24 protein-coding genes are annotated in these 23,791 nt (G+C 67.4%); 11 read left to right on the forward strand and 13 right to left on the reverse strand.

What is annotated here, in order from left to right:
* Nucleotides 1-31: 31 nt before the first annotated feature.
* From HW466_RS25760 to HW466_RS25770, 3 genes are all read right to left on the reverse strand, one after another.
* Nucleotides 32-1,180 (reverse strand): WD40/YVTN/BNR-like repeat-containing protein, encoded by a 1,149-nt coding sequence (locus HW466_RS25760; protein ID WP_151004523.1) that lies wholly within the window; start codon nucleotides 1,178-1,180, stop codon nucleotides 32-34.
* Between the two features lie 55 nt (nucleotides 1,181-1,235).
* The gene (locus HW466_RS25765) at nucleotides 1,236-1,505 is read right to left on the reverse strand and encodes a MoaD/ThiS family protein (protein WP_059504316.1); all 270 of its coding nucleotides are present in this window, start codon (nucleotides 1,503-1,505) and stop codon (nucleotides 1,236-1,238) included.
* 125 nt (nucleotides 1,506-1,630) lie between these two features.
* Nucleotides 1,631-2,029: a nuclear transport factor 2 family protein gene (locus tag HW466_RS25770; protein WP_059790821.1), complete on the reverse strand. Its 399-nt coding sequence runs from the start codon at nucleotides 2,027-2,029 to the stop codon at nucleotides 1,631-1,633.
* Nucleotides 2,030-2,107: 78 nt separating this feature from the next.
* On the opposite strand from HW466_RS25770, the gene HW466_RS25775 reads away from it, so the two are divergent.
* The gene (locus HW466_RS25775) at nucleotides 2,108-3,049 is read left to right on the forward strand and encodes a LysR substrate-binding domain-containing protein (RefSeq protein ID WP_060023749.1); all 942 of its coding nucleotides are present in this window, start codon (nucleotides 2,108-2,110) and stop codon (nucleotides 3,047-3,049) included.
* A 28-nt stretch (nucleotides 3,050-3,077) separates the two neighbouring features.
* Here HW466_RS25775 and HW466_RS25780 read toward each other — a convergent pair whose 3' ends face one another.
* A complete protein-coding gene (locus HW466_RS25780; RefSeq protein ID WP_059504309.1) occupies nucleotides 3,078-3,767 on the reverse strand; it encodes an aspartyl/asparaginyl beta-hydroxylase domain-containing protein in 690 nt (229 codons plus the stop codon).
* A 204-nt stretch (nucleotides 3,768-3,971) separates the two neighbouring features.
* On the opposite strand from HW466_RS25780, the gene HW466_RS25785 reads away from it, so the two are divergent.
* Together HW466_RS25785 and HW466_RS25790 are read left to right on the forward strand one after the other, a co-directional pair.
* Nucleotides 3,972-4,316: a DUF4148 domain-containing protein gene (locus HW466_RS25785; RefSeq protein WP_151004525.1), complete on the forward strand. Its 345-nt coding sequence runs from the start codon at nucleotides 3,972-3,974 to the stop codon at nucleotides 4,314-4,316.
* Nucleotides 4,317-4,386: 70 nt separating this feature from the next.
* Nucleotides 4,387-4,662, forward strand: coding sequence for a DUF4148 domain-containing protein (locus tag HW466_RS25790; protein WP_151004527.1), 276 nt, complete (start codon nucleotides 4,387-4,389; stop codon nucleotides 4,660-4,662).
* A 267-nt stretch (nucleotides 4,663-4,929) separates the two neighbouring features.
* Here HW466_RS25790 and HW466_RS25795 read toward each other — a convergent pair whose 3' ends face one another.
* Nucleotides 4,930-5,457, reverse strand: coding sequence for a cytochrome b (locus HW466_RS25795; protein WP_059504304.1), 528 nt, complete (start codon nucleotides 5,455-5,457; stop codon nucleotides 4,930-4,932).
* Nucleotides 5,458-5,917: 460 nt separating this feature from the next.
* On the opposite strand from HW466_RS25795, the gene hpnI reads away from it, so the two are divergent.
* The gene (hpnI, locus tag HW466_RS25800; protein ID WP_151004529.1) at nucleotides 5,918-7,087 is read left to right on the forward strand and encodes a bacteriohopanetetrol glucosamine biosynthesis glycosyltransferase HpnI; all 1,170 of its coding nucleotides are present in this window, start codon (nucleotides 5,918-5,920) and stop codon (nucleotides 7,085-7,087) included.
* Nucleotides 7,084-8,172: a lysylphosphatidylglycerol synthase domain-containing protein gene (locus tag HW466_RS25805; RefSeq protein WP_151004531.1), complete on the forward strand. Its 1,089-nt coding sequence runs from the start codon at nucleotides 7,084-7,086 to the stop codon at nucleotides 8,170-8,172. The genes hpnI and HW466_RS25805 overlap by 4 nt, the downstream gene beginning before the upstream one ends.
* A gap of 79 nt (nucleotides 8,173-8,251) precedes the next feature.
* Here the strand turns inward: HW466_RS25805 and denD are convergent, their stop codons facing one another.
* The 8 genes from denD to HW466_RS25845 all read right to left on the reverse strand — a co-directional run bounded on the left by denD (nucleotide 8,252) and on the right by HW466_RS25845 (nucleotide 16,454).
* On the reverse strand, nucleotides 8,252-9,223 hold the full coding sequence (denD, locus tag HW466_RS25810) for a D-erythronate dehydrogenase (RefSeq protein ID WP_060117800.1): 972 nt from the start codon (nucleotides 9,221-9,223) through the stop codon (nucleotides 8,252-8,254).
* Between the two features lie 28 nt (nucleotides 9,224-9,251).
* Nucleotides 9,252-10,028, reverse strand: coding sequence for a 2-oxo-tetronate isomerase (gene otnI / locus HW466_RS25815; protein WP_059504295.1), 777 nt, complete (start codon nucleotides 10,026-10,028; stop codon nucleotides 9,252-9,254).
* Between the two features lie 60 nt (nucleotides 10,029-10,088).
* On the reverse strand, nucleotides 10,089-11,414 hold the full coding sequence (locus HW466_RS25820; protein WP_059544481.1) for an MFS transporter: 1,326 nt from the start codon (nucleotides 11,412-11,414) through the stop codon (nucleotides 10,089-10,091).
* Nucleotides 11,415-11,553: 139 nt separating this feature from the next.
* On the reverse strand, nucleotides 11,554-12,192 hold the full coding sequence (otnC, locus tag HW466_RS25825) for a 3-oxo-tetronate 4-phosphate decarboxylase (RefSeq protein ID WP_151006075.1): 639 nt from the start codon (nucleotides 12,190-12,192) through the stop codon (nucleotides 11,554-11,556).
* Nucleotides 12,189-13,478: a 3-oxo-tetronate kinase gene (otnK, locus tag HW466_RS25830; protein ID WP_151006076.1), complete on the reverse strand. Its 1,290-nt coding sequence runs from the start codon at nucleotides 13,476-13,478 to the stop codon at nucleotides 12,189-12,191. The genes otnC and otnK overlap by 4 nt, the downstream gene beginning before the upstream one ends.
* Before the next feature lie 19 nt (nucleotides 13,479-13,497).
* Nucleotides 13,498-14,388 carry an L-threonate dehydrogenase gene (ltnD, locus tag HW466_RS25835; RefSeq protein WP_059452151.1) on the reverse strand — a complete coding sequence of 297 codons (891 nt, stop codon included), beginning with the start codon at nucleotides 14,386-14,388 and terminating at the stop codon, nucleotides 13,498-13,500.
* A gap of 82 nt (nucleotides 14,389-14,470) precedes the next feature.
* Nucleotides 14,471-15,175 (reverse strand): FadR/GntR family transcriptional regulator, encoded by a 705-nt coding sequence (locus HW466_RS25840; protein WP_059504289.1) that lies wholly within the window; start codon nucleotides 15,173-15,175, stop codon nucleotides 14,471-14,473.
* Nucleotides 15,176-15,380: 205 nt separating this feature from the next.
* Nucleotides 15,381-16,454 carry a GlxA family transcriptional regulator gene (locus tag HW466_RS25845; RefSeq protein ID WP_151004931.1) on the reverse strand — a complete coding sequence of 358 codons (1,074 nt, stop codon included), beginning with the start codon at nucleotides 16,452-16,454 and terminating at the stop codon, nucleotides 15,381-15,383.
* A gap of 245 nt (nucleotides 16,455-16,699) precedes the next feature.
* On the opposite strand from HW466_RS25845, the gene HW466_RS25850 reads away from it, so the two are divergent.
* The 6 genes from HW466_RS25850 to HW466_RS25875 are packed head-to-tail and all read left to right on the forward strand — an operon-like array spanning nucleotide 16,700 to nucleotide 23,752.
* Entirely contained in the window at nucleotides 16,700-18,085 is a 1,386-nt protein-coding gene (locus HW466_RS25850) for an L-serine ammonia-lyase (RefSeq protein WP_059504285.1), read from the forward strand.
* A gap of 15 nt (nucleotides 18,086-18,100) precedes the next feature.
* The gene (locus HW466_RS25855; protein WP_059452154.1) at nucleotides 18,101-19,345 is read left to right on the forward strand and encodes a sarcosine oxidase subunit beta family protein; all 1,245 of its coding nucleotides are present in this window, start codon (nucleotides 18,101-18,103) and stop codon (nucleotides 19,343-19,345) included.
* Between the two features lie 28 nt (nucleotides 19,346-19,373).
* Nucleotides 19,374-19,688: a sarcosine oxidase subunit delta gene (locus tag HW466_RS25860; protein ID WP_059452155.1), complete on the forward strand. Its 315-nt coding sequence runs from the start codon at nucleotides 19,374-19,376 to the stop codon at nucleotides 19,686-19,688.
* Nucleotides 19,685-22,696 carry a sarcosine oxidase subunit alpha family protein gene (locus HW466_RS25865; protein ID WP_059773010.1) on the forward strand — a complete coding sequence of 1,004 codons (3,012 nt, stop codon included), beginning with the start codon at nucleotides 19,685-19,687 and terminating at the stop codon, nucleotides 22,694-22,696. Before HW466_RS25860 ends, HW466_RS25865 begins: the two co-directional genes overlap by 4 nt.
* The gene (locus tag HW466_RS25870) at nucleotides 22,686-23,315 is read left to right on the forward strand and encodes a sarcosine oxidase subunit gamma (protein ID WP_059504279.1); all 630 of its coding nucleotides are present in this window, start codon (nucleotides 22,686-22,688) and stop codon (nucleotides 23,313-23,315) included. Before HW466_RS25865 ends, HW466_RS25870 begins: the two co-directional genes overlap by 11 nt.
* Entirely contained in the window at nucleotides 23,312-23,752 is a 441-nt protein-coding gene (locus HW466_RS25875) for a dihydroneopterin aldolase (protein ID WP_059452158.1), read from the forward strand. The genes HW466_RS25870 and HW466_RS25875 overlap by 4 nt, the downstream gene beginning before the upstream one ends.
* Nucleotides 23,753-23,791: the final 39 nt, after the last annotated feature.

Genomic DNA, 23,791 nt, shown 5'->3' on the forward strand with positions numbered 1-23,791 from the left:
GCATTGCGCCGTCAGGCCTTCCGGTCATCCGTTACCCGAAGCGCACGCAATACACCGGCGGCAAATGCGCGGACACCTGCCGCCAGCTGTCGCCGCCGTCGCCTGACGTCCATAACCCGCCCGTCGTCGACGCCATTGCGAGACGCGTGCCCGTGCCGTCCACCGCGAGCCCGTGCCGATACACGAGGTCGTAGGCCGGCGCGGGCGGCAGCCCGTTCGACAGGCTCTCGAAGCTGCGGCCGCCGTCGCGCGTGCGCGTGACGACGAACCGGCCGTTCACGGGAATCCGGCAAGCGTCCTTCACCGCCGGCACGAACCACGCGGTGTCGGGATCCGCCGGGTGCACGGCGACCGCGAAGCCGAAGCTCGACGGCTGCGCTTCGATCCGCTGCCAGTGCGCGGCGCCGTCGGTCGAGCGGAAGATCGCGCAGTGATGCTGGGTCCACAGCACATCGGGGGCCGCCGCGCACTGGACGACACGATGCGGGTCCTGCACGTTGGGTTCGCCGCGCCGCTCGGGCGGCATGTAATCGGCTTCCATGCCGTCGGCGCTGACGCGCCAGGTCGCGCCGCCATCGAAGGTCTGCCAGACGCCGCCGCACGAAATCCCGATCGTCACATGCCGACTGTCGCGCGGATCGACCATCACCGAGTGGATGCCGGCCGCATCGTAGCCGCCGCCGAACCACTCGGCGCGCTCCGGGCGATCCCACAGCGCGCGATTGAGCACCCAGGAATCGCCGCCGTCGTCGGAGCGGAACAGTCCGCCCGGTATCGTGCCGGCCCACAATACGCGCGGCTCGTCGGCGCCGCCGGCTTCGAGCGACCAGATCTGCTGAAGCGTCCACGGTGCGCGCGGCGGGGCCGGCGCTTCGTTATCCGAATCGCCGGCGCCTGCATGGGTGCCGGCGTTGGCGCGGGATTCGTCGGCGGGCTGCGGCGGATAGACGGGCACCGCACATTCTTCCCATGCGGCGGCATCGGCGCGCCGGCGATGCAGCTTGACGCCGAAATGGCCGAGATTGAGCGCCGCATACAGCGTGCCGTCGCGCGGGTCGGCCAGCGCCATGCTGACGGGTTCGCCCGCGAAATGGGGCTCGCCGAGCGACCAGCCGCCGTTGCCGTCGGCGTGCAGCACGAACAGGCCCTTGCGGGTCGCGACGAGCAGTCGATCGTTCATGTCGGGTGTCTCCAGTAGGTCCGACCGGCGCTTGCTTCGATGGAGATGCGTCCCTTTATCCGCCGGACAGCGCCTGCACGACATAGACGCGGCTGGCATCGCCGAGTGCATCGGACAGGTGTTGCCGGTCGCGTACCGGATGGCCGTCGATGAACACCGACAGATGTTTTCTCAGCGCGCCCTGGTCGTCGACGATATAGCCGCGCAGCCGCGGCTGCTCGCCGAAGACGGTTTCAAGCGCTTCGCCGAGCGTTCGTGCGTCGATGTCACGCTCGGGCGTGTCGATATGGCGCTGGATCGACGCCGCGAAGAAGAGGTGTGCCATGGCAGTGACTGGCAGGAGCCGCGCGGGAGGGACGGTCTGTAGTGTAGGCGATCGATCGGGCCGGCCGCGACATTTGTCGTACGGCCGGCGGCACGACGAGGTTGCTGCGTCGCGCAATGATCCGGCTATGCGTATTTGTCGCCGACCGTGCTTCGCACAGGGTGCGTGTCGTAGACGATGATCATGCGCTCGATGCGCGCGTCGTCGTCGAATTCGAATACGTCGACGCACTCGAACCGCACCTCGGAGCCGTCCTTCAGTCCCCAGTCGTAGACGAAATAGCCGGTGGCCCGACGTGCGCCCGTCGTGCTGACGCAGATGTCGATCGGCGTGATCCGGCTTTGTCCGGATGCCGCCACGACTTTTTCGAAAAAGGGGTGCGGCGCCATCCAGCCGAGAAACGGCGAATATATTTGCGCATCCGGCGCGAACAGCGCGCAGATCTCGGCGACGTTGCCGCTTTCGAGCGCTTTGAGGTAGGTATCGACCTGCCGCGTGTATAGTGCGTCGGACGACGATGCCATGGTATTTCTCCGCTGATTGTTGACGAACCGTGCGCGACAGCCGTCGCGAACCGGTTCAACCACGATAGCGATCCCGCGATGACCGAGCAAACGAATAATCCGCAACCCGGGTATGCCGCCCGCGCATATCCGCTGGCGGATCTGACGCGCCCGCTGCCGCCGCTGACGGCGTTCCAGGCGTTCGTCGCCGCCGCCGAACTGGGCAGCTTCAACCGGGCGGCCGAGCATCTGTGCCGGACGCAGGGCGCGGTGAGCCGCCAGGTGCAGCAACTGGAAGCGCACTACCGATGTGCGCTGTTCGTTCGTCATCCTTCCGGATTGACGTTGACCGCGGAGGGCGGCGCGTTGCTGACGGTGGCCATCGACGTGCTCGCGCAACTGGCGCAACATGCGCACGCCCATGCGCATTCCGCGTCGGCCCTGACGTTGCGCCTGCCTTCCACGTTCGCGATTCGGTGGCTGCTGCCGCGGCTCCCGGCGGTCAATCATGCATTGTCGCGAACCGAATTGCGCATTCACACGTCGGCGGACGACACGCCGGATTTCACCGATGCCGACGTCGACGCCATCGTCGTGCGCGGTACCGGAAGCTGGGCGGGAATGATGGCGGTGCCGCTGTTCGACGAGTGCCTCACGCCGATGTGCACGCGCGAGGCAGCCGCGTCGTTGAAGTCGATCGCCGATCTCGCGCATGCGACGCTGCTGCATCCCGCGCGCAATCGCGACGAATGGCGATGCTGGCTCGACGCCGTCGGCGCAACGCGGATCGACCCGCGCACCGGGCTCGTATTCGATACGCTCGAACTGACGTTGACGGCCGCGGCTCACGGGCACGGCGTCGCGATCGGCGATCCGCGCATGGCGGCGGATCGGCTGGCCACCGGCGCGCTCGTCACGCCGTTTCCGGAGGTCGTGCGCAACGGTCTGGGCTACTACCTCGTCTACCCGGCGCAGCGTGCCGCGCAACCCGCGATTCAGGCGCTTGCGGAAGTGCTGACGCGTCTCGCGCGCGAGGACTGATCGCGACGGGCGGGCGCCGAGCGATCGGCTAGACCGGAATCGACCGCCCCCGCATCCGGATGCCGAGTCGCACCACGCCGATCACCGCATTCGACAGCCACGTCAGCAAGCGCGGCATGCCGCGCCGCCGGATATCGAGCAGCAGCACGATCCGCACTTCGTCGCTATCGTTCCACACCTCATGCACGAACGTGTCGTCCCACAGCAGGAAACAGCCTTCGTCGAGCCGGTATTCGCGACCGTCGACCTTCAGCACCGCAGCCGGCGTGCCGTCGGCGCGCTTCGGCATCGACAGCACCAGATAGCCGCGCAGGATGCCGCGAAACGGCCCGCGATGCGGCGGGATGTGCTTGCCGGGCGCAAGGAACGACAGCGACGCGGATAACACGTCCGGTGACGCCGCGACGATCGATTCGACGGTCGGGCAACGCGACAGGTTGCGCGGGAACGGCTGGCCGTAAGCCTGCATGATGAACATCCGCCAGTCGCGCGCATCGTTGGCCGAGATGTCGTGCTGCTCGCGCATGATCTCGTGGAAGCGCGGGATGCGCGGCAGGTGGCGCGCGACGGCCAGCGCTTCCGCGCGAATGGCCGGCCACGCGCGGACGAATCGTTCGGCGTCGGGAAACGCGGCCGCGTCGAGCACGGCGCCGCTGTCGATATGGCGGTCGTACAGCGTGCGAAGCAGGCCGGCTGCATAGTCGTAAGCGACGGACATGATCGAGGTGCGATCCACAAGGTGTCGTCAGTCTGCCCCACGCGCGGTGGGGCCTGCGTTACGTCAGGTTACGCCGGCTGACGAAAGAATGACAGTTCGATGAACGTCGGGCGCAAACGGTCGGTCATTCCGGGAATAAACGTATGCCTCGTGTCGTCATACGGGTGTAGCACGTCGTTTCGTTGACTTCCGAAGGAGTGAAACATGAATACGCATTGGCTGGTGGCCGCCATGGTGGCGGCGATGTCCGTCGCGAGTGTCGCGACGCCTGCGTCGGCACAGGCATTGACGCGCGGGCAGGTCAGGCAGCAACTGATCGACGCCGAAAACAACGGGCTGCGCTTCGTGACCGATGCGTCGTATCCGGAGGTGAGCCCGCTGTTCCGGCAGCAGGCCGAGCGGATGCCTCGGCGTCAGGCCGAAACCGCGGTCGGCAGCGATCCGGCCGCGGCTTCCGGTGCGGGGCGGCCAACGGAGCTGCCGTCGCGTCCGCGCGCGGCCGCATGCGTGGGTCCGGAAAGTTTCTGCACACCGTATTTCGGCAGCTGAAGTAGCGGGCCGCCACGGCGGGCCGACATCCACGAAGGTGGACCGGCACGCAACATTGAAGGAGTTGATGATGAAAACTTGCATCGCACTACTGATGATTGGCGTGATCGCCGGTCAGTCCGCATTCGCGCAATCGAATGCACCGCTCACGCGTGCACAGGTCCGCGACGAGCTGATTCGTCTGGAAGCGGCGGGATACGATCCTTCGAAGGGAGACGACGGCGAATATCCGGTGGACATTCAGGCCGCGATGGCGAAGCTCGCCGAGCAGGATCGGGCGCGGATGGCGGCTTTGCCCGCCGCGCCTGCGTCGGCGTCCGTCATGCCCGCGCAGGCCGACGACTAGGTGCCGACGTGTACGTGTGTCTCTTCAGGCCGATGTGTTCGCGGTACGGCAATACACATGCCGTTCGCCGCACGCGGCCCGGTCGATCGGCACGGACGGCGAGGCCGTCGATCGCGCGCCGCTTTGCGCGGCGCCGCGATCAACTCGTTGCCCGATTTGGACGGGCGCGCAGCTAGCTTGGCGGATGAGCCGCGATGCAGCCGGGAGTGCGCTCCGCCATTAGCGCATCTCTGCCCGCGATGGCGCGCGAGCAGGCTGGCGTCGAGATTACCAGGGCATCATCCGTTGCAGGACCGTGTCGCGCAGCACGAAACGATGCGCGAGCGCGGCTGCGACGTGAAGGCAGATGCCCGCGAACAGCACCCACGCGAGGATGCCGTGCACATCGCCCATCGCGTGCCCGAAACCCGAACCGGCTGCCGACAGCGCCGGCAGCGGGACGATGCCGAACAGCGTGACGGCCCATGCACGCGATGATGCATTGATCCAGCCGAGCAGCGGCACCACGATCAGCAATGCGTAGAGCCCGAAGTGCGTTGCGCCGGATACCGCACGCATCGCAGGCGACAGTTCGTCGGCGGGCGGCCGATGCGTCACGCGCCAGAGCACGCGGCAAACCATCGCGGCAAGCAACGCGGTGCCCACGATCAGATGCGCGGCGATCAGGCCGACCGGCTGCGTATCGCGATGCACGTCGGGCATCGTCCAGCCGATCACATATTGCGCGACGACGAGCGCCACGATCAGCCAGTGAAGAAGGCGGGCGACTGCGTCGTATCGGGCCGTTGTAGACATGAAAGCTCCAGGCAAGCGGATGAGGACCGTATATTGCGGCGGATTTTACGGCCGAATCCTTAACAAAACGTTAAGCGCGCGATCGCACGCCGCTTTCGTCCGCTGCACCCTGCGCACGATCGGCCCGAGCGGATTCCGCCGGCACGTTCATTCGGCGTTTCGTGCGGGTTTCGTTGATTGCGCTGCGCGTACCCGCAGCGTTTTTCACGACGATGACATTCCTGTCGGTCCGTAAGGTGGCCGACGCGGCACTCAGGTGGCGCGGACGTTTGCGACGATGTCCGCGTGTCCGGAATCGATCATCGCACGATAGTCGTGTCATCTGATTGCGCGTACTGTCGGTCGATCGTCCTGCATATCCGGCTCAACGGGAATCGATATGGCGGCGTGTACGGGTGAGCGCGCGTTCGCGCGTGCTCACCCGGGCGTCGCCGTCACCGGGCCAACACTGGGGAGAAGCATGGTTTTGCTGCACGTGCTGTACGCGCTGGCCAGCGCAATGTCGATCGCATGCGGGCTATGCGCGTTGTTCGCCATTGCGTACACCGTCACGGCCAGCGTGCTGGTCGGCCGATTCTTTTCTCGCGCCCGGGCCGAGCCGCGCGACTATCCGGGCGTCACCGTCGCGAAACCGCTGCACGGCGACGAATGGAATCTCGCTCAGCATCTTGAAAGCTTCTTCGTCCAGGATTATCCGGGGCCGGTACAGCATCTGTTCGGCGTGCACGATGCGGGCGACGCGGCGCTCGCGGCCGTCGAGACGCTGCGCACGCGCTATCCGGACGCGAACATCAAGGTCGTCGCCGATGCGCGCTTGTACGGGCCGAACCGCAAGATCGCGAATCTCGTCAACATGCTCGAACACGCGGAGCATTCGGTGCTGTGCCTCGCCGACAGCGACGTGCTGGTCGAGCGCGATTATCTGCGCGCCGTCGTGAGCGCGCTACAGCAGCCGGAAGTCGGCATCGTGACGAGCGTGTATCGCGGCGTTGCGTCGCCGGGTTTCTGGCCCGGCGTCGCCGTCGCGATGACGAATTACCATTTCCTGCCCGGTGTCGTTACCGGGCTTTTCATCGGGCGCGCCCGTCCGTGCTTTGGACAGACGATTGCAATCGCGCGCTCGACGCTCGAACGCATCGGCGGGCTCGCGCGCTTCGCGCATCACCTGGCCGAGGATCACGCACTCGGCGAAGCGGTGCGGCAGGTCGGCGCGCAGGTGGTCGTTCCGCCGTTCGTCGTCGGGCATGCCTGTGTCGAAGAGACGTTCGCCGCGCTGTACGCGCACGAATTGCGCTGGAGCTGCACGATACGCGCGGCGGACCGGCTCGGTCACGCCGGGTCGGTGCTGATGCATCCGTTGCCGCTGGCGTTGCTGGCCGCGCTGTTTTCCGGCGGCACGCCGGCCGCATGGTGGCTGGCGTTCGCGGCGCTCGTCGCGCGGGCGTTACTGATGTTGAAGACGAGCCGTGCGACCGGCGCGGGTCTGCGCGGCGCGCTTTGGCTGCCGTTCGTCGATCTCCTGCAGTTCGTGGTATTCGTGTCGAGCTTCTTCTCGTCGCATGTCGTCTGGCGCGGCACGCGCTTTCGCGTCGACCGCGAGGGCTTGCTGTCGCCAGCGGGGAAATCATGATGGACGACACGCATTCCGATGTTGAAGGCCCGGACCGGCAGCGTGCGCGTCGCGACGCGCGGCTGCGGCATGCGGGGCGCGCGGCGGCGCTGGCCGGGCTGTTGCTCGCGGTATGGCTGATCTGGCGCGAGCATCCGCTGGAGATCCTGCACCGGCTCCGGACGGCCGGCGCCGGATTGCTGGCCGCCGCGCTGGCCCATATCCTGCCGATGCTCGCGAATGCGTGGGACTGGCGGATGCTGATTCGCGGCCCGCGCCGGCCATCGTTCGCGACGATGCTCAAGCTCGTGTGGATCCGCGAATCGATCAACGGGCTGTTGCCGGTCGCGCGGATCGGCGGCGAGATCGTGTCGTTCAGTCTGCTGCGGCAGGCCGGCGTGCGCCCGGCGACGGCCGTGGCGAGCCTCGTCGCCGACATGCAGCTGACGCTGATCAGCCAGCTGGTGTTCGCGCTCGTCGCGATCGGCTACGTGCTCGAACACGTGTCGTCCGGCGCCGCGCAGGCGGCGGCGCGTCTCGCGATCGGGATGGCGGCGCTCGTGCCGGTGCTGCTGCTGTTTGCGCTGGTGCAGCACGCGCGGCCGTTCGAGCGCGCGATGCGTGTGGCCAACCGCGTCACGAGCGGCAAGGTGGTGGCGCTGGTCGGCGAATCGGCGCGCACCGATCAGTCGATCCGGATGATCTGGAGAAAGACGGGTATCGTCGTCCGCTATCTGACCGTGTGGCAGACGCTGCAATTCGTCGGCTATGCGCTGGAGATCTGGCTCGCGCTGCATTTCCTCGGCGCCGATCCGACGTTCGCGCAGGCGCTCGCGATCGAGGCGCTGATCCAGCTGCTGAGCAGCATCGCGTTCCTGATGCCGGGCGGTCTGGGCGTGCAGGAGGGCGGGTTCGTGCTGATCGGCGGGCTGCTCGGGTTCGACGCACCGACCTGTCTGGCGCTTGCCGGCGCGCGACGCGTGCGCGACCTGCTGTTCTATCTGCCGGGTTTGCTCGCGTGGCAGCATGCGGCCGGCGCGGCGCGCATGCCGTACGACGCGAGGCGCGCATCGATGCGCGTCGGCGAGTCCGCCGGGCCGCGCTGATGCGGCCCGACGTCGTCGGCCAGCCGAGCGGGCAGCCGCTCGCTCGCGCGGCCGCTTGCCGCGCCCGGCGGCGCGGCCGTCAACGCCGCTCGTCGGCGATGTAGCTGCGGATCACGTCCGCGAACGACGTGTCGCCCTTCAGGCCGAGCGCTTCGGCGCGCGTCGTGTCCCAGCGGCCCGGCCAGCTGCCGACGATCTTCTCGACGCGTTCGTCCGGCGCATGGCGGATCAGCTTCACGACGTCGTCGCCCGCGACTTCGCGCAGCGCCGCGATCATTTCGTCGACCGATACCGACAGGCCCGGCAAGTTGATCACGCGCTTGTTGCCGAGCTTCGCGCCGTCGATCTCGCAACCCGCGACGAGCGCGTCGATCGCGCCGCGCGGCGACAGCAGCCACAGCCGCGTCGAACCCGGCACCGGGCATACGCTCTCCTCGCCGTTCAGCGGTTCGCGGATGATGCCGCTCGCGAACGACGACGCGGCCGCGTTCGGGCGGCCCGGCCGCACGCTGATGGTCGGCAGCCGCAGCACGCGGCCGTCGACGAAGCCGCGCCGTGCGTAGTCGCACAGCAGCAGTTCGGCGATCGCCTTCTGCGCGCCGTACGACGATTGCGGGTTCAGCGCGGTGTCGTCCTGCACGACGTCGGGCAACACGCCGCCGTAGACGGCCACCGAGCTCGTGAATACGACGCGCGGACGATGGCCGCGCGCGCGACACACTTCGAGCAGCGTGCGCGATGCGTCGAGGTTGATCCGCATGCCGAGATCGAAATCGGCTTCAGCCTGCCCGCTGACGATCGCCGCGAGGTGGAAGATCGCGCCCGTCTGCGTGTCGATCGCGCTTTCGAGCACGGTGCGATCGGCGATGTCCCCGACGATCGGCGTCACGCGCGCGTCGCCGAAATCGCTGCCCTTGACGACGTCGAGCAGCACCAGTTCGTCGATCTTGTCGGTCCGGCCGTCGGGGCCGGTCAACTCGCCGCGCTCGAGCAGCTTGCGCGCGAGACGCTGGCCGAGAAAGCCGGCGCCGCCGGTGATCAGTACCTTCATGTTGTGAGCCCTCTTCGGAATGCCTGGATTACAGATATGGCTTGAGCCAGCCGAGGCCTTCGGACGTGCCGGCCTTCGGGCGATATTCGCAGCCGATCCAGCCGTCGTAGCCGAGCGCGTCGATCAGCTCGAACAGATACGGGTAGTTGAGTTCGCCGATGTCCGGCTCGTGACGCTCGGGCACGCCGGCGATCTGAATGTGGCCGATGCCCGCGAAATCGCGCTTGAGCTTCATCGCGAGGTCGCCTTCGACGATCTGGCAGTGGTAGCAGTCGAACTGCACCTTCAGGTTCGGCGCGCCGACTTCCGCGCGGATGTCATGCGCATCGTCCTGGCGGCTGAGGAAATAGCCGGGCATGTCGCGCTGGTTGATCGGCTCGATCAGGATCGTGATGCCGTGCGCGGCGGCCGCCTGCGCAGCGTGCCGCAGGTTCGCCACGTAGGTATCGCGATGGCGCGCGCGGTCGGCGCCCGGCGCGACCATCCCGGCCATCACGTGCAGCTTCTTGTTGCCGAGCACGCGCGCATAGTCGAGCGCCCGGTCGATGCCGCGCCGGAACTCGTCCTCGCGGCCCGGCAGCGACGCGAGCCCGCGTTCGCCGGCGGCCCAGTCGCCCGGCGGCGCGTTGAACAGCGCCTGCACGAGGCCGTGCGCGTCGAGGCGCGCGCGGATGTCCTCCGCGGCGAAGTCGTACGGGAACAGGTACTCGACGGCCTTGAAGCCGTCGTACGAGGCAGCGGCGAAGCGTTCGAGGAACGCGTGCTCGGTGTACATCATCGAGAGGTTGGCGGCGAAGCGGGGCATGGCAGCGGGTCCTGTGAATGAATGGGGCAGGGCGCGCGGCGCCCCGCGTCGAATACCGGATCAGCGGTTCACGAGTTTCGCGGGCGTGAGCCACACGGCGATCGCGCCGATCACGAGCATGCCGGCCAGCACGTACATGCCGGACGACGTGCTGTGCGTGAGGTCCTTCAGGTAGCCGATCACGTACGGGCTCGCGAAACCGGCGAGGTTGCCGACCGAGTTGATGATCGCGATCCCGGCGGCCGCGGCGGAGCCGGCGAGGAACGCGGTCGGCAGCGACCAGAACAGCGGTGCGCAGGTCAGCACGCCGCCTGCCGCCAGCGACAGGAACACGATCGATACCGCCGTATTGTGCGAGTACGACGCGGCAACCGCAAACCCGACCGCGCCCATCAGCGCCGGCACGATCAGGTGCCAGCGGCGTTCGCGGCGCTTGTCCGCGCTATGGCCGAACAGGTTCATCACGACGATCGCGACGACGAACGGGATGGCCGACAGCAGGCCGATCTGCAACGTATCGGTGATGCCGGTCGACTTGACGAGCGTCGGCATCCAGAACGTGAGGCCGTACTGGCCGGTGACGAACGCGAAGTAGATCAGCGACATCCACCACATGCGCGGGTCGGAGAACACGGCCTTCAGCGAATGGCCGTGCTTCTGCTGTTCCTGGGGCTGCGCGGCGATCTCGTCCTCGAGCATCTGCTTCTCGCGCTCCTCGAGCCACTTCGCGCTGCGGATGCCGTTGTCGAGATACAGGATCGTCGCGATGCCGACGAGCACGGCCGGCACGGCCTCGATCATGAACATCCATTGCCAGCCGTGAAAGCCCGAGCCGCCGTGAAAGCGCTCCATGATCCAGCCCGACAGCGGATTGCCGAAAATGCCCGACACCGGAATCGCCGACATGAACACCGCGATGATCTTCGCGCGGCGATGCGACGGGAACCAGTACGTGAGGTACAGGATCACGCCCGGATAGAAGCCGGCTTCCGCAAGACCGAGCAGGAAGCGCAGGACGTAGAACTGCGTCGGCGTCTTCACGAACGCGAACAGCGCGGACAGCAGGCCCCACGTGATCATGATCCGCGCGATCCAGATGCGCGCGCCGATGCGGTGCATCAGCATGTTGCTCGGCAGCTCGAACAGGAAGTAGCCGAGGAAGAAGATGCCGGCACCGAGGCCGAACACGGTTTCGCTGAACGCGAGGTCCTGCGACATCTGCAGCTTCGCGAAGCCGACGTTCACGCGGTCGAGATACGCGACCACGTAGCAGAGCATCAGGAACGGCACGATGCGCCAGAACACTTTCCTGTAGGTGCGGTCGAGTTCGGCCGATTGGGCGGGCGCGGTGGGCGAGCGGCCTGCGGCCGCGTCGAGAGCAGTCATCGTCGTCTCCTGGGATGTCATGTGCCGGCGGCGCGCACGCCGCCGGATCGTGTCGTGTGTGCTGATGTAAAAGCCCGCGCACACGGCGGGCATGGAAACCGGTTGGCAGTCCTGCGCGATACGGGCGCGACGCGTCGCGTTACCAGCGTGCGCCGAACGTCTGGCGCAGCTCGTCGAGCGCCGCGTCGGACAGCGGCTGGGGCTTCGGGTTCGTCATCAGCCACAGTCGCGCCGTTTCCTCGAGCTCCTCGAGCGCATAAGATGCGTGCGACACCGACTGCCCCCACATCACCGGCCCAAGGCGGTCGAGCAGCACGCCGCGCACCTGGTCGGCGAGTGCCGCGACTTCGGCCGCGACGGCCGGGTCGCCGGGGCGGCGATAGCGGATCAGCGGGATGTGGCCGACCTTCATCACGTAGTACGGCGTGATCGGCGGCAGCACGTCGGTGTCGCGCCATACGCCCGCGAGCGTCAGCGCGACCAGATGCGTCGAATGCGTATGGACGATGCCGTGTGCGTGCGCGTTGCGCGCGTAGATGCCACGATGCAGCGCGAGCGTCTTCGACGGCTTGCCGCCCGATACGGGCTGGCCGTCGAGGCCGACCTTCGCGATGTCGTTCGGGTCGAGGCGGCCGAGGCAGGCGTCGGTCGGCGTGATCAGCCAGCCGTCATCCATGCGCGCGCTGATGTTGCCGGCGCTGCCGACTGCGTGGCCGCGCGCATACAGGCTCGCGCCGACGACGCAGATCTCTTCGCGCAGTTTCGCTTCGCGGCTCATCGTGCGGCTCCGTCGAGCGCGCGCAGCGCCTTGTCGAAAAAGTCCACCGTGCCGAAGTTGCCGGATTTCAGCGCGAGGCCGAGCGGCTGCGCGTCGATGGTGGCCGTCGCCGGCACGCCGGGATCGATCTGCGCGCCGATCTGCAGCGACTTCACGTCGAGCGCCTGCACCACCGCACCCGACGTTTCGCCGCCCGCGACGACGAACTTGCGCACGCCGAGGTCGTGCAGGCCCCTGGCGATCGCCGCGAGCGTGCGCTCGACGAGATGGCCGGCCGCTTCGACGCCGAGTGCCTGCTGGACGGCCTTCACTTCGTCGGGCGTCGCGGTCGCATAGATCAGCACGGGTTGCGGCAGGTGCGAGCGTGCGAATGCCAGTGCCGCGTCGACGACGGGTTCGCCGCGCGACGCCGCGAGCGGATCGATCCGGAAGCTCGGCCGGCTGTCGCGCCACGCGGCAACCTGGGCGTTGGTCGCCTTCGACGCGCTGCCGGCGAGCACCGCCGACAACCCGTCGATGCGCGGCAGGGATGCCGCGTTGTCGCGCTCGGGCAGTTGATCCGCGCGGCGGAAATTCGCGGGCAGGCCGAGCGCGACGCCCGAGCCGCCCGTGACGAGCGGCAGGCCCGCGCACGCTTCGCCGAGCACGTAGAGGTCGCGATCCGACAGCGCGTCGGCGATCGCGAAGCGTGCGCCTTCCGCGCGCAGCTGCTCGATGCGCGCACGCACGGCGGCTGCGCCCAGTGCGATGGTGTCGTAGCGGATCAGGCCGACTTGCGATTTCGTTTGCCGCTGCAGCACGCGCACGAGATTCGCGTCCTTCATCGGCGTGAGCGGGTGGTTTTCCATGCCCGATTCGTTCAGCAGCGCGTCGCCGACGAACAGGTGGCCGCGGAAGATCGTGCGCCCATTCTCCGGGAATGCCGGGCACGCGATCGTGAAGCCGCCTCCGGCCGCGTCGAGCAGTGCATCGGCGACGGGCCCGATGTTGCCCGCGTCGGTCGAGTCGAACGTCGAGCAGTACTTGAAGAAGAACTGGCGGCAGCCCTGCGCGCGCAGCCATTCGTACGCGGCGAGCGATTGCGCGACGGCGTCGGCGGCGGGAATCGTGCGCGACTTCAGCGCGACGACGATCGCGTCGGCGTCGATGGTCGTGTCGACTGCGGGCACGCCGATCGTCTGCACGGTGCGCATGCCGCTCTTGACGAGCATGTTCGCGAGGTCGGTCGCGCCGGTGAAATCGTCGGCGATGCAGCCGAGCTGGGGACGGGAAGCGGAAGCGGTCATGGCGGAAACGTCGTTCGAATCAGCGGGCGGGCGGCAGCGTGATGCCGGGGAAAGTCTTGATCACGGCGGAATCGTCCTCGCCGCCGTGTCCGGCGCTCGACGCGCTCATGAACATCTGGTGCGCGGTGGCCGACAGCGGCAGCGGAAACTTGCTGCGGCGCGCGGTATCGAGCACGAGGCCGAGATCCTTCACGAAGATGTCGACGGCCGACAGTGGCGTGTAGTCGCCGTTCAGGATGTGCGGCACGCGGTTCTCGAACATCCACGAGTTGCCGGCGCTGTGCGTGATCACGTCGTAGAGCGCATCGGCATCGACGCCTTCGCGCAGGCCCAGCGCCATCGCCTCCGCAGCGGCCGCGATATGCACGCCGGCCAGCAGCTGGTTGATGATCTTCACCTTCGAGCCGATGCCGTGAGCGTCGCCGAGGCGGTACACCTTGCCGGCGATCGCGTCGAGCACGTCGTCGCAGCCCGCATACGCGGCGGCGGGCCCCGACGTCATCATCGTCATCTCGCCGGAGGCCGCGCGCGCGGCGCCGCCCGATACCGGCGCGTCGAGCATCTGCAGGCCCGCGGCCTCGATGCGCGCGCCGAGCGCGACCGCGAAGTCGGGCGCGACGGTCGCGCTGGCGATCACGACGCCGCCCGGCTTCATCGCCGCAACCGCACCGTGCTCGCCGAACAGCACCGCTTCGGTCTGCGCGGCATTGACGACGAGCGTGACGACGACGTCGCACTGCGCGCCCAGCTCGGCCGGGCTCGCGCAGGCCACGCCGCCTTCGGCCGCGAACGCCTGCAGCACGGTGTCGCGCACGTCGCATGCGTGCACGCGGAACCCCGCGCGCAGCAGCGAGCGGGCGACGCCGAGGCCCATCGCGCCGAGGCCGATGACTCCAACATTTCGTGACATGGTCAACCTTGATCGATTCGGGAAAGGTTCGGGGCAACGACGGCACGGGTTCGGACCGGGCCGCCGCGTCAGCAATCGTTCGTCAGCAGATGCCGGCTTCCGCGAGACGGCGGGCCGCGTTGTACATGTGCGTGCGCGCCGCATTGCGCGCGGCCATCGGGTCGCGCGCGCGAATCGCGTCGGCGATCGCCGCGTGTTCCTCGCGCACCTGCCGCGAGAAATCCTCGCGCGTCGCTTCGTTGCGCCGCGTGACCTTCACGCCGGCCTCGAGGTACTGGTTCAGGAACTGCAGCGTCTTCAGGAAATACGGGTTGCCGGTGACGGCCGCGATCGTGCGGTGGAACGCGACGTCTTCCGCGACGCCGTCGCGCCCTTCGGCCACCGCGTCGTCGATCTTGCGCAATGCATCGTCGATGTCGGCCATGTCGTCGGCCGTGTGGCGCAGCGCGGCTTCGGCCGCGACCTCGGCCTCGATCGCGCGCCGTACCGCAAGCAGGTGCGGCAGCGAGCTCGCCTCGACGGCTTCCGCGTAATCGATGCGCAACGGCCGGATCGCGCCGTGCTGATTCACGTACACGCCGCTACCCTGGCGCGGCTCGACCACGCCTTCGTTCTTCAGCCGCGAGATCGCCTCGCGGATCACGGTGCGGCTCACGCCGAATTCCTGCGCGAGCACGGCTTCGGTCGGCAGCTTGCCGGTGGCCGAGAAACTGCCGACTTCGATCTGCTTCAGCAGTTGCTGCGCGACGTGGTCGCTCATCGCACGGGCGGGAATCTTCTCGAACATGGCGCTCTGGTTTGTAAGGTGATGTGGTCATCATACAAATTTGAAGATGCGTCAGCATCCGGGATAACCCTCGGTTAATGAGCCGCAACGTCGGTCAATTTGATTGGAACCGGTTCCAAATGGCGCGAAAATGCGGCGATTCGAGCGAGGGTGGCGCGCGGAAGGAGAAGGAAAAAGGGCGCGCGGCGACGGCTGCGCGCGATCGTCAGTCGGCGATGTCTTCGACGGGATCGAGGTCGGCGGCCGCCGGCGCGCCGGCTTCCGCGCCGTCCCCGCCGCGCTCGCGATAGGTCGCCGGTGGCACGCCGAACTGCTTGCGGAACTCGCGACCGAGGTGCGATGCATCGGCGAATCCGCAACTCGACGCGATATCGGCGACGGTGCGGTCGGAGCTGGTCAACAGCCATGCGGCCGTGCGCAATCGCACCTGCTTGGCGAACGCCTGCGGACTCTTGCCCGTTTCCGCCTTGAACAGCCGCTCGAGCTGGCGCGTCGACATGTCGAGCTTGCACGCGAGCTCCTCGAGCGGCAGTGCGCGGCCGACATGCTGTTCCATCAGGAGAATCGCGCGCTTGACCTTCGGGTGCGTGGCCGGCTCGAGGCCGGGCGGGTGCGGCTGCGGCGCGTTGCCCTTCTGCATTTCGTCGACGAGCAGGATGCGCAGTGCCTTCTGCACGGTCGCGTGATCGAAATGGCGCAGCAGGATCGCGGCGGCGACGTCGATCGATGCGCGCCCGCCCGAGCAGGTGATCCGGCGCCGGTCGATCACGAACAGGCGATCGGCGATCAGCATGTCGGGATCGGCGTTCGGGAAGCGCTCGATGAAATCCCAGTAATGGAACCAGCTTACGCAAGTGCGGTAACCGTCGAGCACGTTGGCTCGCATCAGCGTGAACACGCCCGTGCAGATCCCGACGACCGTCGCGCCGCCCGTCGCCGCGCGGCGGATGAAGTCGAGCGTTTCAGGGCCGGCTTGCGGCCCCGAATGCAGCAGCCCGCCGACCACGACCACGTAGTCGAACGGCTCGGCGCTCTCGAAGGTTTCCCACGGCGTGATCTGGATCCCGCAACTTGCGCGCACCGGCGCCAGCGTGTCGCCGATCACGCTCCATGCGCAGCGCACCGGCTTGCTGTAGTCGCCGTCGTCGGCCGACAGCCGCAGCATGTCGACGAAACCCGAGAAGGCCGTGAGCGTGAAGTTCGGCAGCAGCACGATGCCGAAACGGATGCGCCGCGGCGCGGGTTCGGCGAGGGGGGAAGCGGGTACGTCGGGTGTCATCGCGGTCAATCTCGTCACGCCGGGAAGGCGGGTCTCACTCGGTTCACTCACTCTGCTGCCACGGCTGGCGGCCGACTTGTGGTTTTTCGTCGCCGATCATCGTCAAAACGCACTTTCCGATCGTCTTGCGCGGCGCTTGGCGCCGGTATCCCACGCCGATGCCGTTTTTGTTCTATCGGCCAATTTTACGCTTTGATGTACTGACGCCAACGACATTTCACGTACGCCCACCCAGAGGAAGCCAGATGAACGTCAGCGCGTTCGACCTGTTCAAGATCGGCATCGGCCCGTCCAGCTCGCACACGGTCGGCCCGATGATCGCCGCGTGCCGCTTCGCGTCGCACATCGAGGACGCGAACCTGCTCGGCTTCGTGCGCCGCGTGCGGGTCGAACTATACGGCTCGCTCGGTGCAACGGGCAAGGGCCACGGCACCGACAAGGCGGTGCTGCTCGGCCTCGAGGGCCATTTGCCCGACACGATCGACCCCGACCTCATCGAGCCCCGGCTTGCGACGATCCGCGCGGAGAAGTCGCTGGCGCTGCTCGGCAAGCAGACGATTCGCTTCGACGAGAAGGAGAACATCGGCTTCTATCGCAAGCTGATGAGCGGCACGAGCATCGTGCATCCGAACGGAATGCGCTTCCAGGCGTTCGACGAGCACGGCCAGTTGCTCGTCGAGAAGGAGTATTACTCGATCGGCGGCGGCTTCGTCGTGAACCGCGACGGCGATCGCGTGAACGGCGTGCGCGCGGCGGCCGACGTGCCGTATCCGTTCCGTACCGGGGACGACCTGATGCGCCAGTGTCGCGAACACGGGCTGTCGATCGCCGAAGTCATGCTGCGCAACGAATGCGCGCTGCGTTCCGAAGACGAGGTGCGCGCCGGACTGCTCACGATCTGGCGCACGATGGCCGCATGCGTCGAGCGCGGCTGCAAGGTCGAGGGCGACCTGCCGGGCCCGATGCGCGTGAAGCGCCGCGCGGCCGAGCTGAACGGGCGCCTGCGTGCGCGTTCGGAGGAATCGCTGCGCGACCCGCTGTCGATGCTCGACTGGGTCAACCTGTATGCGATGGCCGTCAACGAGGAGAACGCGGCGGGCGGCCGGGTCGTCACCGCGCCCACGAACGGCGCGGCCGGCGTGATCCCCGCCGTACTGCACTACTACGTGAAGTTCGTGCCGGGCTCGAACGAAGCCGGCATCGTCGAATTCCTGCTGACGGCCGCGGCGATCGGGATCATCTACAAGGAAACGGCGTCGATCTCCGGTGCGGAAGTCGGGTGCCAGGGAGAAGTGGGCGTCGCGTGCTCGATGGCCGCAGCCGCGCTCGCCGCGGTGATGGGCGGCACGCCCGACCAGGTCGAGAACGCGGCCGAGATCGGCATGGAGCACAACCTCGGCATGACCTGCGATCCGGTCGGCGGGCTCGTGCAGATTCCGTGCATCGAACGCAACGCGATGGGCGCGATCAAGGCGCTGAACGCTTCGCGGATGGCGCTCAAGGGTAACGGCCAGCACTACGTATCGCTCGATTCGGTGATCAAGACGATGCGCGAGACGGGTGCCGACATGAAGACGAAATACAAGGAAACGTCGCGCGGCGGTCTCGCCGTGAACGTCATCGAATGCTAACGAAGGATCACTAACATGAGCCGCTACTCGATATTCAGCCTGTTCCGCAACGGCCTCTCGTATCACGAGAACTGGGAAAAGCAGTGGAGGAGCCCGGAACCGAAGAAGGAATACGACGTCGTGATCGTCGGCGGCGGCGGCCACGGCCTCGCGACCGCCTACTACCTCGCGAAGGAGCACGGGATCACGAACGTCGCGATCCTCGAGAAGGGCTGGATCGGCGGCGGCAACACCGCGCGCAACACGACGATCGTGCGCTCGAACTACCTGTGGGACGAATCGGCCGCGCTGTACGAGAAGGCGATGAAGCTGTGGGAAGGGCTGTCGCAGGATCTCAACTACAACGTGATGTTCAGCCAGCGCGGCGTGATGAACCTCGCGCACACGCTGCAGGACGTGCGTGACACCGAGCGTCGCGTGAACGCGAACCGCCTGAACGGCGTCGATGCGGAATTCCTGACGCCCGCCCAAATCAAGGAAATCGAGCCGACGATCAACCTGAACAGCCGCTACCCGGTGCTCGGCGCATCGATCCAGCGCCGCGCGGGTGTCGCGCGTCACGACGCGGTGGCCTGGGGCTTCGCGCGCGGCGCCGACCGCGCGGGCGTCGACATCATCCAGAACTGCCAGGTCACGGGCATTCGCCGCGACGGCGGCGCGGTGGTCGGCGTCGATACGGTGAAGGGCTTCATCAAGGCGAAGAAGGTCGCGGTGGTGGCCGCCGGCAACACGACGACGCTCGCCGACATGGCCGGCATCCGTCTGCCGATCGAGAGCCACCCGCTGCAGGCGCTCGTGTCGGAACCGATCAAGCCGGTCGTGAACTCGGTGATCATGTCCAACGCGGTGCACGCGTACATCAGCCAGTCCGACAAGGGCGACCTCGTGATCGGCGCGGGTATCGACCAATACACCGGCTTCGGCCAGCGCGGCAGCTTCCACATCATCGAAAGCACGCTGCAGGCGATCATCGAGATGTTCCCGGTGTTCTCGCGCGTGCGGATGAACCGCCAGTGGGGCGGCATCGTCGACGTGTCGCCGGACGCATGCCCGATCATCACGAAGACCGACGTGAAGGGCCTCTACTTCAACTGCGGCTGGGGTACCGGCGGCTTCAAGGCGACGCCGGGCTCCGGCTGGGTGTTCGCACACACGATCGCCCGCGACGAACCGCATCCGCTGAACGCGCCGTTCGCGCTGGACCGCTTCTACACGGGCCACCTGATCGACGAGCACGGCGCTGCCGCCGTTGCGCACTGATCCCCGCACTGAACCAGGAGAAAGAAACATGTTGCTGATCGAATGTCCGTGGTGCGGGCCGCGCGCCGAATCCGAGTTCACGTGCGGCGGTGAAGCCGACATCGTGCGCCCGGTTGCGAACGAGAACATGACCGACCGCGAATGGGGCGAATACGTGTTCATGCGCGAGAACAAGCGCGGTATCCACCGCGAGCAGTGGCTGCATACGCAGGGCTGCCGCCGCTGGTTCAAGGTCACGCGCGACACGGTGACCTACGATATCAAGGGCTACGAAAAGTTCGGCGGGGCTGCCACCAGTGGCGCGGCTGCCGGCAACGCACACGAAGAGGGCACGAGCAAATGAGCCAGAAAGACCGCCTCGGCACCGGTGGCCGCATCAATCGCGCGATTCCGCTGACGTTCACGTTCAACGGCCGCACGTATCAGGGCTTCCAGGGCGACACGCTCGCGTCCGCGCTGCTCGCGAACGGCGTGCACTTCGTCGCGCGCAGCTTCAAGTACCACCGTCCGCGCGGGATCGTGACGGCGGACGTCGCGGAACCGAATGCCGTCGTGCAGCTCGAGACCGGCCCGTACACGGTGCCGAACGCGCGCGCGACCGAGATCGAGCTGTACCAGGGCCTGGTCGCGACGAGCGTGAACGCCGAGCCGTCGCTCGAGAACGACAAGTACGCGATCAACCAGAAGTTCTCGCGCTTCATGCCGGCCGGGTTCTACTACAAGACCTTCATGTGGCCGCGCAACATGTGGCCGAAGTACGAAGAGAAGATCCGCGAGGCCGCCGGCCTCGGCAAGGCGCCCGAAGTGCTCGACGCCGATCGCTACGACAAATGCTACGCGCACTGCGACGTGCTCGTGGTCGGCGGTGGCCCGTCGGGCCTCGCCGCCGCGCATGCGGCCGCGACGGCCGGCGCACGCGTGATCCTCGTCGACGATCAGCGCGAACTCGGCGGCAGCCTGCTGTCGTGCCGCGCGGAGATCGACGCGAAGCCGGCGCTGCAGTGGGTCGAGAAGATCGAGGCCGAATTGCGCAAGCTGCCCGACGTGACGATCCTGTCGCGCAGCACCGCGTTCGGTTATCAGGACCACAACCTCGTGACGGTCACGCAGCGTCTGACCGATCACCAGCCGGTGTCGATGCGCAAGGGCACGCGCGAACTGCTGTGGAAGATTCGCGCAAAGCGCGTGATCCTCGCGACCGGCGCGCACGAGCGTCCGATCGTGTTCGGCAACAACGACCTGCCGGGCGTGATGCTGGCCGGCGCGGTGTCCACCTACATTCATCGCTACGGCGTGCTGCCGGGCCGCAACGCAGTCGTGTTCACGAACAACGACCGTGCGTACCAGACCGCGCTCGACCTGAAGGCGTGCGGCGCGAAGGTGACGGTCGTCGATTCGCGTGCGTCGTCGAACGGCGCATTGCCCGCCGCCGCGAAGCGGCAGGGCGTGACGGTGATGAGCGGCGCCGTCGTGACGGCTGCTTCGGGCAAGTGGCGCGTATCGTCGGTCGACGTCGCGTCCTACTCGAACGGCCAGACCGGCGGCAAGCTGCAGTCGCTGCCGTGCGATCTCGTCGCGATGTCGGGCGGTTTCAGCCCGGTGCTGCACCTGTTCGCGCAGTCGGGCGGCAAGGCGTGCTGGAACGACGAGAAGGCCTGCTTCCTGCCGGGCAAGCCCGTGCAGGCCGAGGCGAGCGTCGGGGCGGCCGCCGGCGAGTTCGGTCTCGCCCGCGCGCTGCGGCTCGCGCTCGACGCAGGCGCCGAAGCGGCGAAGGCTGCGGGCTTCACCGCCGCGCAACGCCCCGTCGCGCCGCAGGTCGCGGAAACCGTCGAAGGCGCGCTGCAGCCGTTGTGGCTCGTCGGCAGCCGCGAGGCCGCCGCACGCGGGCCGAAGCAGTTCGTCGACTTCCAGAACGATGTGGCGGCAGCCGACATCCTGCTGGCCGCGCGCGAAGGCTTCGAGTCGGTCGAGCACGTGAAGCGCTACACCGCGATGGGCTTCGGCACCGATCAGGGCAAGCTCGGCAACATCAACGGGATGGCGATCCTCGCGCAGGCGCTCGGCAAGACGATTCCGGAAACGGGCACGACGACGTTCCGCCCGAACTACACGCCCGTGTCGTTCGGTACGTTCGCGGGCCGCGAGACGGGCGACTTCCTCGACCCGATCCGCAAGACTTGCGTGCACGAATGGCACGTCGAGCACGGTGCGATGTTCGAGGACGTCGGCAACTGGAAGCGGCCGTGGTATTTCCCGAAGAACGGCGAAGATCTGCATGCGGCCGTGAAGCGCGAATGCCTCGCGGTGCGCAACAGCGTCGGCATTCTCGACGCGTCGACGCTCGGCAAGATCGACATCCAGGGTCCCGATGCGGTGAAGCTGCTGAACTGGATGTACACGAACCCGTGGAACAAGCTCGAGGTCGGCAAGTGCCGCTACGGGCTGATGCTCGACGAAAACGGCATGGTGTTCGACGACGGCGTGACGGTGCGCCTCGCCGACCAGCATTTCATGATGACGACGACCACCGGCGGCGCGGCGCGCGTGCTCACGTGGCTCGAGCGCTGGCTGCAGACCGAATGGCCCGACATGAAGGTGCGGCTCGCATCCGTCACCGATCACTGGGCGACGTTCGCGGTGGTCGGCCCGAAGAGCCGCAAGGTCGTGCAGAAGGTATGCCAGGACATCGACTTCGGCAACGAGGCGTTCCCGTTCATGAGCTACCGCAACGGCACCGTCGCGGGCGTGAAGGCGCGTGTGATGCGGATCAGCTTCTCCGGCGAACTCGCCTATGAAGTGAACGTGCCGGCCAATGCGGGCCGCGCGGTGTGGGAAGCGTTGATGGCGGCCGGCGCCGAATTCGACATCACGCCGTACGGCACGGAAACGATGCACGTGCTGCGCGCGGAGAAGGGCTACATCATCGTCGGCCAGGATACCGACGGCTCGATCACGCCGTATGACCTCGGGATGGGCGGGCTAGTCGCGAAGTCGAAGGACTTCCTCGGCAAGCGTTCGCTGTCGCGCTCGGATACCGCGAAGGAAGGCCGCAAGCAGTTCGTCGGCCTGCTGACCGAGGACGAACAGTTCGTACTGCCGGAAGGCGCGCAGATCATCGCGAAGGACACGCAGGTGTCGGCGGTCGATCCGACGCCGATGATCGGCCACGTGACGTCGAGTTATTACAGCCCGATCCTGAAGCGCTCGATTGCGCTGGCGGTGGTGAAGGGCGGCCTGAACAAGATGGGCGAGAGCGTCGTGATTCCGCTGGCCAACGGCAAGCGCGTCACCGCGAAGATCTCGAGCCCGGTTTTCTACGATACCGAAGGGGTGCGCCAGCATGTGGAATGAAACGAGAAACCAGTCGCAAGTGGCCGGCGCGGGCGTGACGCTTGAATCGCCGTTCGTCGGCGCGGCCGATGTGCTGAAGCCGCATCAGGCGCGCGCGTCGAAGAAGTTCATGCTGCGCGAACGGGCGTTCCTCGATCTCGTGAACGTGCGCGGCGAGCTGAGCGACCCGGCATTCGTCAGCGCGTTCGAGCGCGTGGTCGGCTGCCGGCCGCCGTCGGAACCGAACACGGTCGCGCGCGGTGCCGAGTACGACGTGCTGTGGCTCGGTCCCGACGAGTGGCTCGTGCGCTCGAACGGGCCCGTGCAGGCGGGCGTGCTCGAGGCGCAACTCGCGGAGGCCGTGCAGGGTTCGTACGCGGCGGCCGTCGACGTCGGCAGCGGCTACACGGTCGTCGAGGTCAGCGGCGAACGGGTGCGCGACGTGATCGCGCGCGGCTGCCCGCTCGATCTGCATCCGCGCGTGCTCAAGCCGGGCCAGTGCGCACAGTCGCACTACTTCAAGTCGCCGATCACGCTGCTCCCGACCGGCGACGACACGTTCGAGATCGTCGTGCGTCGCAGTTTCGCAGACTATTTCGTGCGCATCATGCTCGACGCCGCGGCGCCGCTCGCATCATGAAGCCGTTCGACGAACCGTTCGTGGCGATCGACGCGCCGCGCCTGCGCGGGCGCGGCTGGAGCGTGTTCGTCGACGAACTGAAGGTGCCCGCGCGGATCGGCATCCACGCGCACGAGCACGAGGCGCCGCAGCCGATCGTGATCGACGCGCGGCTCGGGTATCGCTGCGAGCCGAGCGAGCAGGGCGAGTGGATCGACTACGACGGCTACTGCGCGCGTGTCGCGTCGTTCCTGTCGCACAAGCCGCATACGCGGCTGCTCGAAACGCTCGTCGCCGATCTCGCGGTGATGTCGTTCCGCGAATGGCCCGCGCTGGAGTCGCTGACGCTGTCGATGTACAAGCCGAAGATTCGGCCGGGGACGAAGCGCGTCGGCGTGTCGCTCGACTGGACGCGCGGGGATTACCTGCGGTGGACGGGGGCGGCGGGCCAGCTGTGACGGGTTGAGCGACCCGTGTCGTTCCGGAGCGGCGTGTCA

It is taken from the genome of Burkholderia territorii, from assembly GCF_902833055.1.
In the GTDB taxonomy this organism is placed as follows: domain Bacteria; phylum Pseudomonadota; class Gammaproteobacteria; order Burkholderiales; family Burkholderiaceae; genus Burkholderia; species Burkholderia territorii.

Excerpts from the sequence above, each read along its gene's own strand:
- HW466_RS25775 (WP_060023749.1), top strand. The coding sequence starts at position 2,108 with ATGACCGAGCAAACGAATAATCCGCAACCCGGGTATGCCGCCCGCGCA.
- HW466_RS25805 (WP_151004531.1), top strand. The coding sequence starts at position 7,084 with ATGATGGACGACACGCATTCCGATGTTGAAGGCCCGGACCGGCAGCGT.
- HW466_RS25850 (WP_059504285.1), top strand. The coding sequence starts at position 16,700 with ATGAACGTCAGCGCGTTCGACCTGTTCAAGATCGGCATCGGCCCGTCC.
- otnI (WP_059504295.1), bottom strand. The coding sequence starts at position 10,028 with ATGCCCCGCTTCGCCGCCAACCTCTCGATGATGTACACCGAGCACGCG.
- otnC (WP_151006075.1), bottom strand. The coding sequence starts at position 12,192 with ATGAGCCGCGAAGCGAAACTGCGCGAAGAGATCTGCGTCGTCGGCGCG.
- HW466_RS25870 (WP_059504279.1), top strand. The coding sequence starts at position 22,686 with ATGTGGAATGAAACGAGAAACCAGTCGCAAGTGGCCGGCGCGGGCGTG.
- HW466_RS25790 (WP_151004527.1), top strand. The coding sequence starts at position 4,387 with ATGAAAACTTGCATCGCACTACTGATGATTGGCGTGATCGCCGGTCAG.
- HW466_RS25845 (WP_151004931.1), bottom strand. The coding sequence starts at position 16,454 with ATGACACCCGACGTACCCGCTTCCCCCCTCGCCGAACCCGCGCCGCGG.
- hpnI (WP_151004529.1), top strand. The coding sequence starts at position 5,918 with ATGGTTTTGCTGCACGTGCTGTACGCGCTGGCCAGCGCAATGTCGATC.
- HW466_RS25820 (WP_059544481.1), bottom strand. The coding sequence starts at position 11,414 with ATGACTGCTCTCGACGCGGCCGCAGGCCGCTCGCCCACCGCGCCCGCC.
- HW466_RS25770 (WP_059790821.1), bottom strand. The coding sequence starts at position 2,029 with ATGGCATCGTCGTCCGACGCACTATACACGCGGCAGGTCGATACCTAC.
- HW466_RS25760 (WP_151004523.1), bottom strand. The coding sequence starts at position 1,180 with ATGAACGATCGACTGCTCGTCGCGACCCGCAAGGGCCTGTTCGTGCTG.
- HW466_RS25875 (WP_059452158.1), top strand. The coding sequence starts at position 23,312 with ATGAAGCCGTTCGACGAACCGTTCGTGGCGATCGACGCGCCGCGCCTG.
- HW466_RS25860 (WP_059452155.1), top strand. The coding sequence starts at position 19,374 with ATGTTGCTGATCGAATGTCCGTGGTGCGGGCCGCGCGCCGAATCCGAG.
- otnK (WP_151006076.1), bottom strand. The coding sequence starts at position 13,478 with ATGACCGCTTCCGCTTCCCGTCCCCAGCTCGGCTGCATCGCCGACGAT.
- ltnD (WP_059452151.1), bottom strand. The coding sequence starts at position 14,388 with ATGTCACGAAATGTTGGAGTCATCGGCCTCGGCGCGATGGGCCTCGGC.
- HW466_RS25795 (WP_059504304.1), bottom strand. The coding sequence starts at position 5,457 with ATGTCTACAACGGCCCGATACGACGCAGTCGCCCGCCTTCTTCACTGG.
- denD (WP_060117800.1), bottom strand. The coding sequence starts at position 9,223 with ATGAAGGTACTGATCACCGGCGGCGCCGGCTTTCTCGGCCAGCGTCTC.
- HW466_RS25765 (WP_059504316.1), bottom strand. The coding sequence starts at position 1,505 with ATGGCACACCTCTTCTTCGCGGCGTCGATCCAGCGCCATATCGACACG.
- HW466_RS25840 (WP_059504289.1), bottom strand. The coding sequence starts at position 15,175 with ATGTTCGAGAAGATTCCCGCCCGTGCGATGAGCGACCACGTCGCGCAG.
- HW466_RS25785 (WP_151004525.1), top strand. The coding sequence starts at position 3,972 with ATGAATACGCATTGGCTGGTGGCCGCCATGGTGGCGGCGATGTCCGTC.
- HW466_RS25855 (WP_059452154.1), top strand. The coding sequence starts at position 18,101 with ATGAGCCGCTACTCGATATTCAGCCTGTTCCGCAACGGCCTCTCGTAT.
- HW466_RS25865 (WP_059773010.1), top strand. The coding sequence starts at position 19,685 with ATGAGCCAGAAAGACCGCCTCGGCACCGGTGGCCGCATCAATCGCGCG.
- HW466_RS25780 (WP_059504309.1), bottom strand. The coding sequence starts at position 3,767 with ATGTCCGTCGCTTACGACTATGCAGCCGGCCTGCTTCGCACGCTGTAC.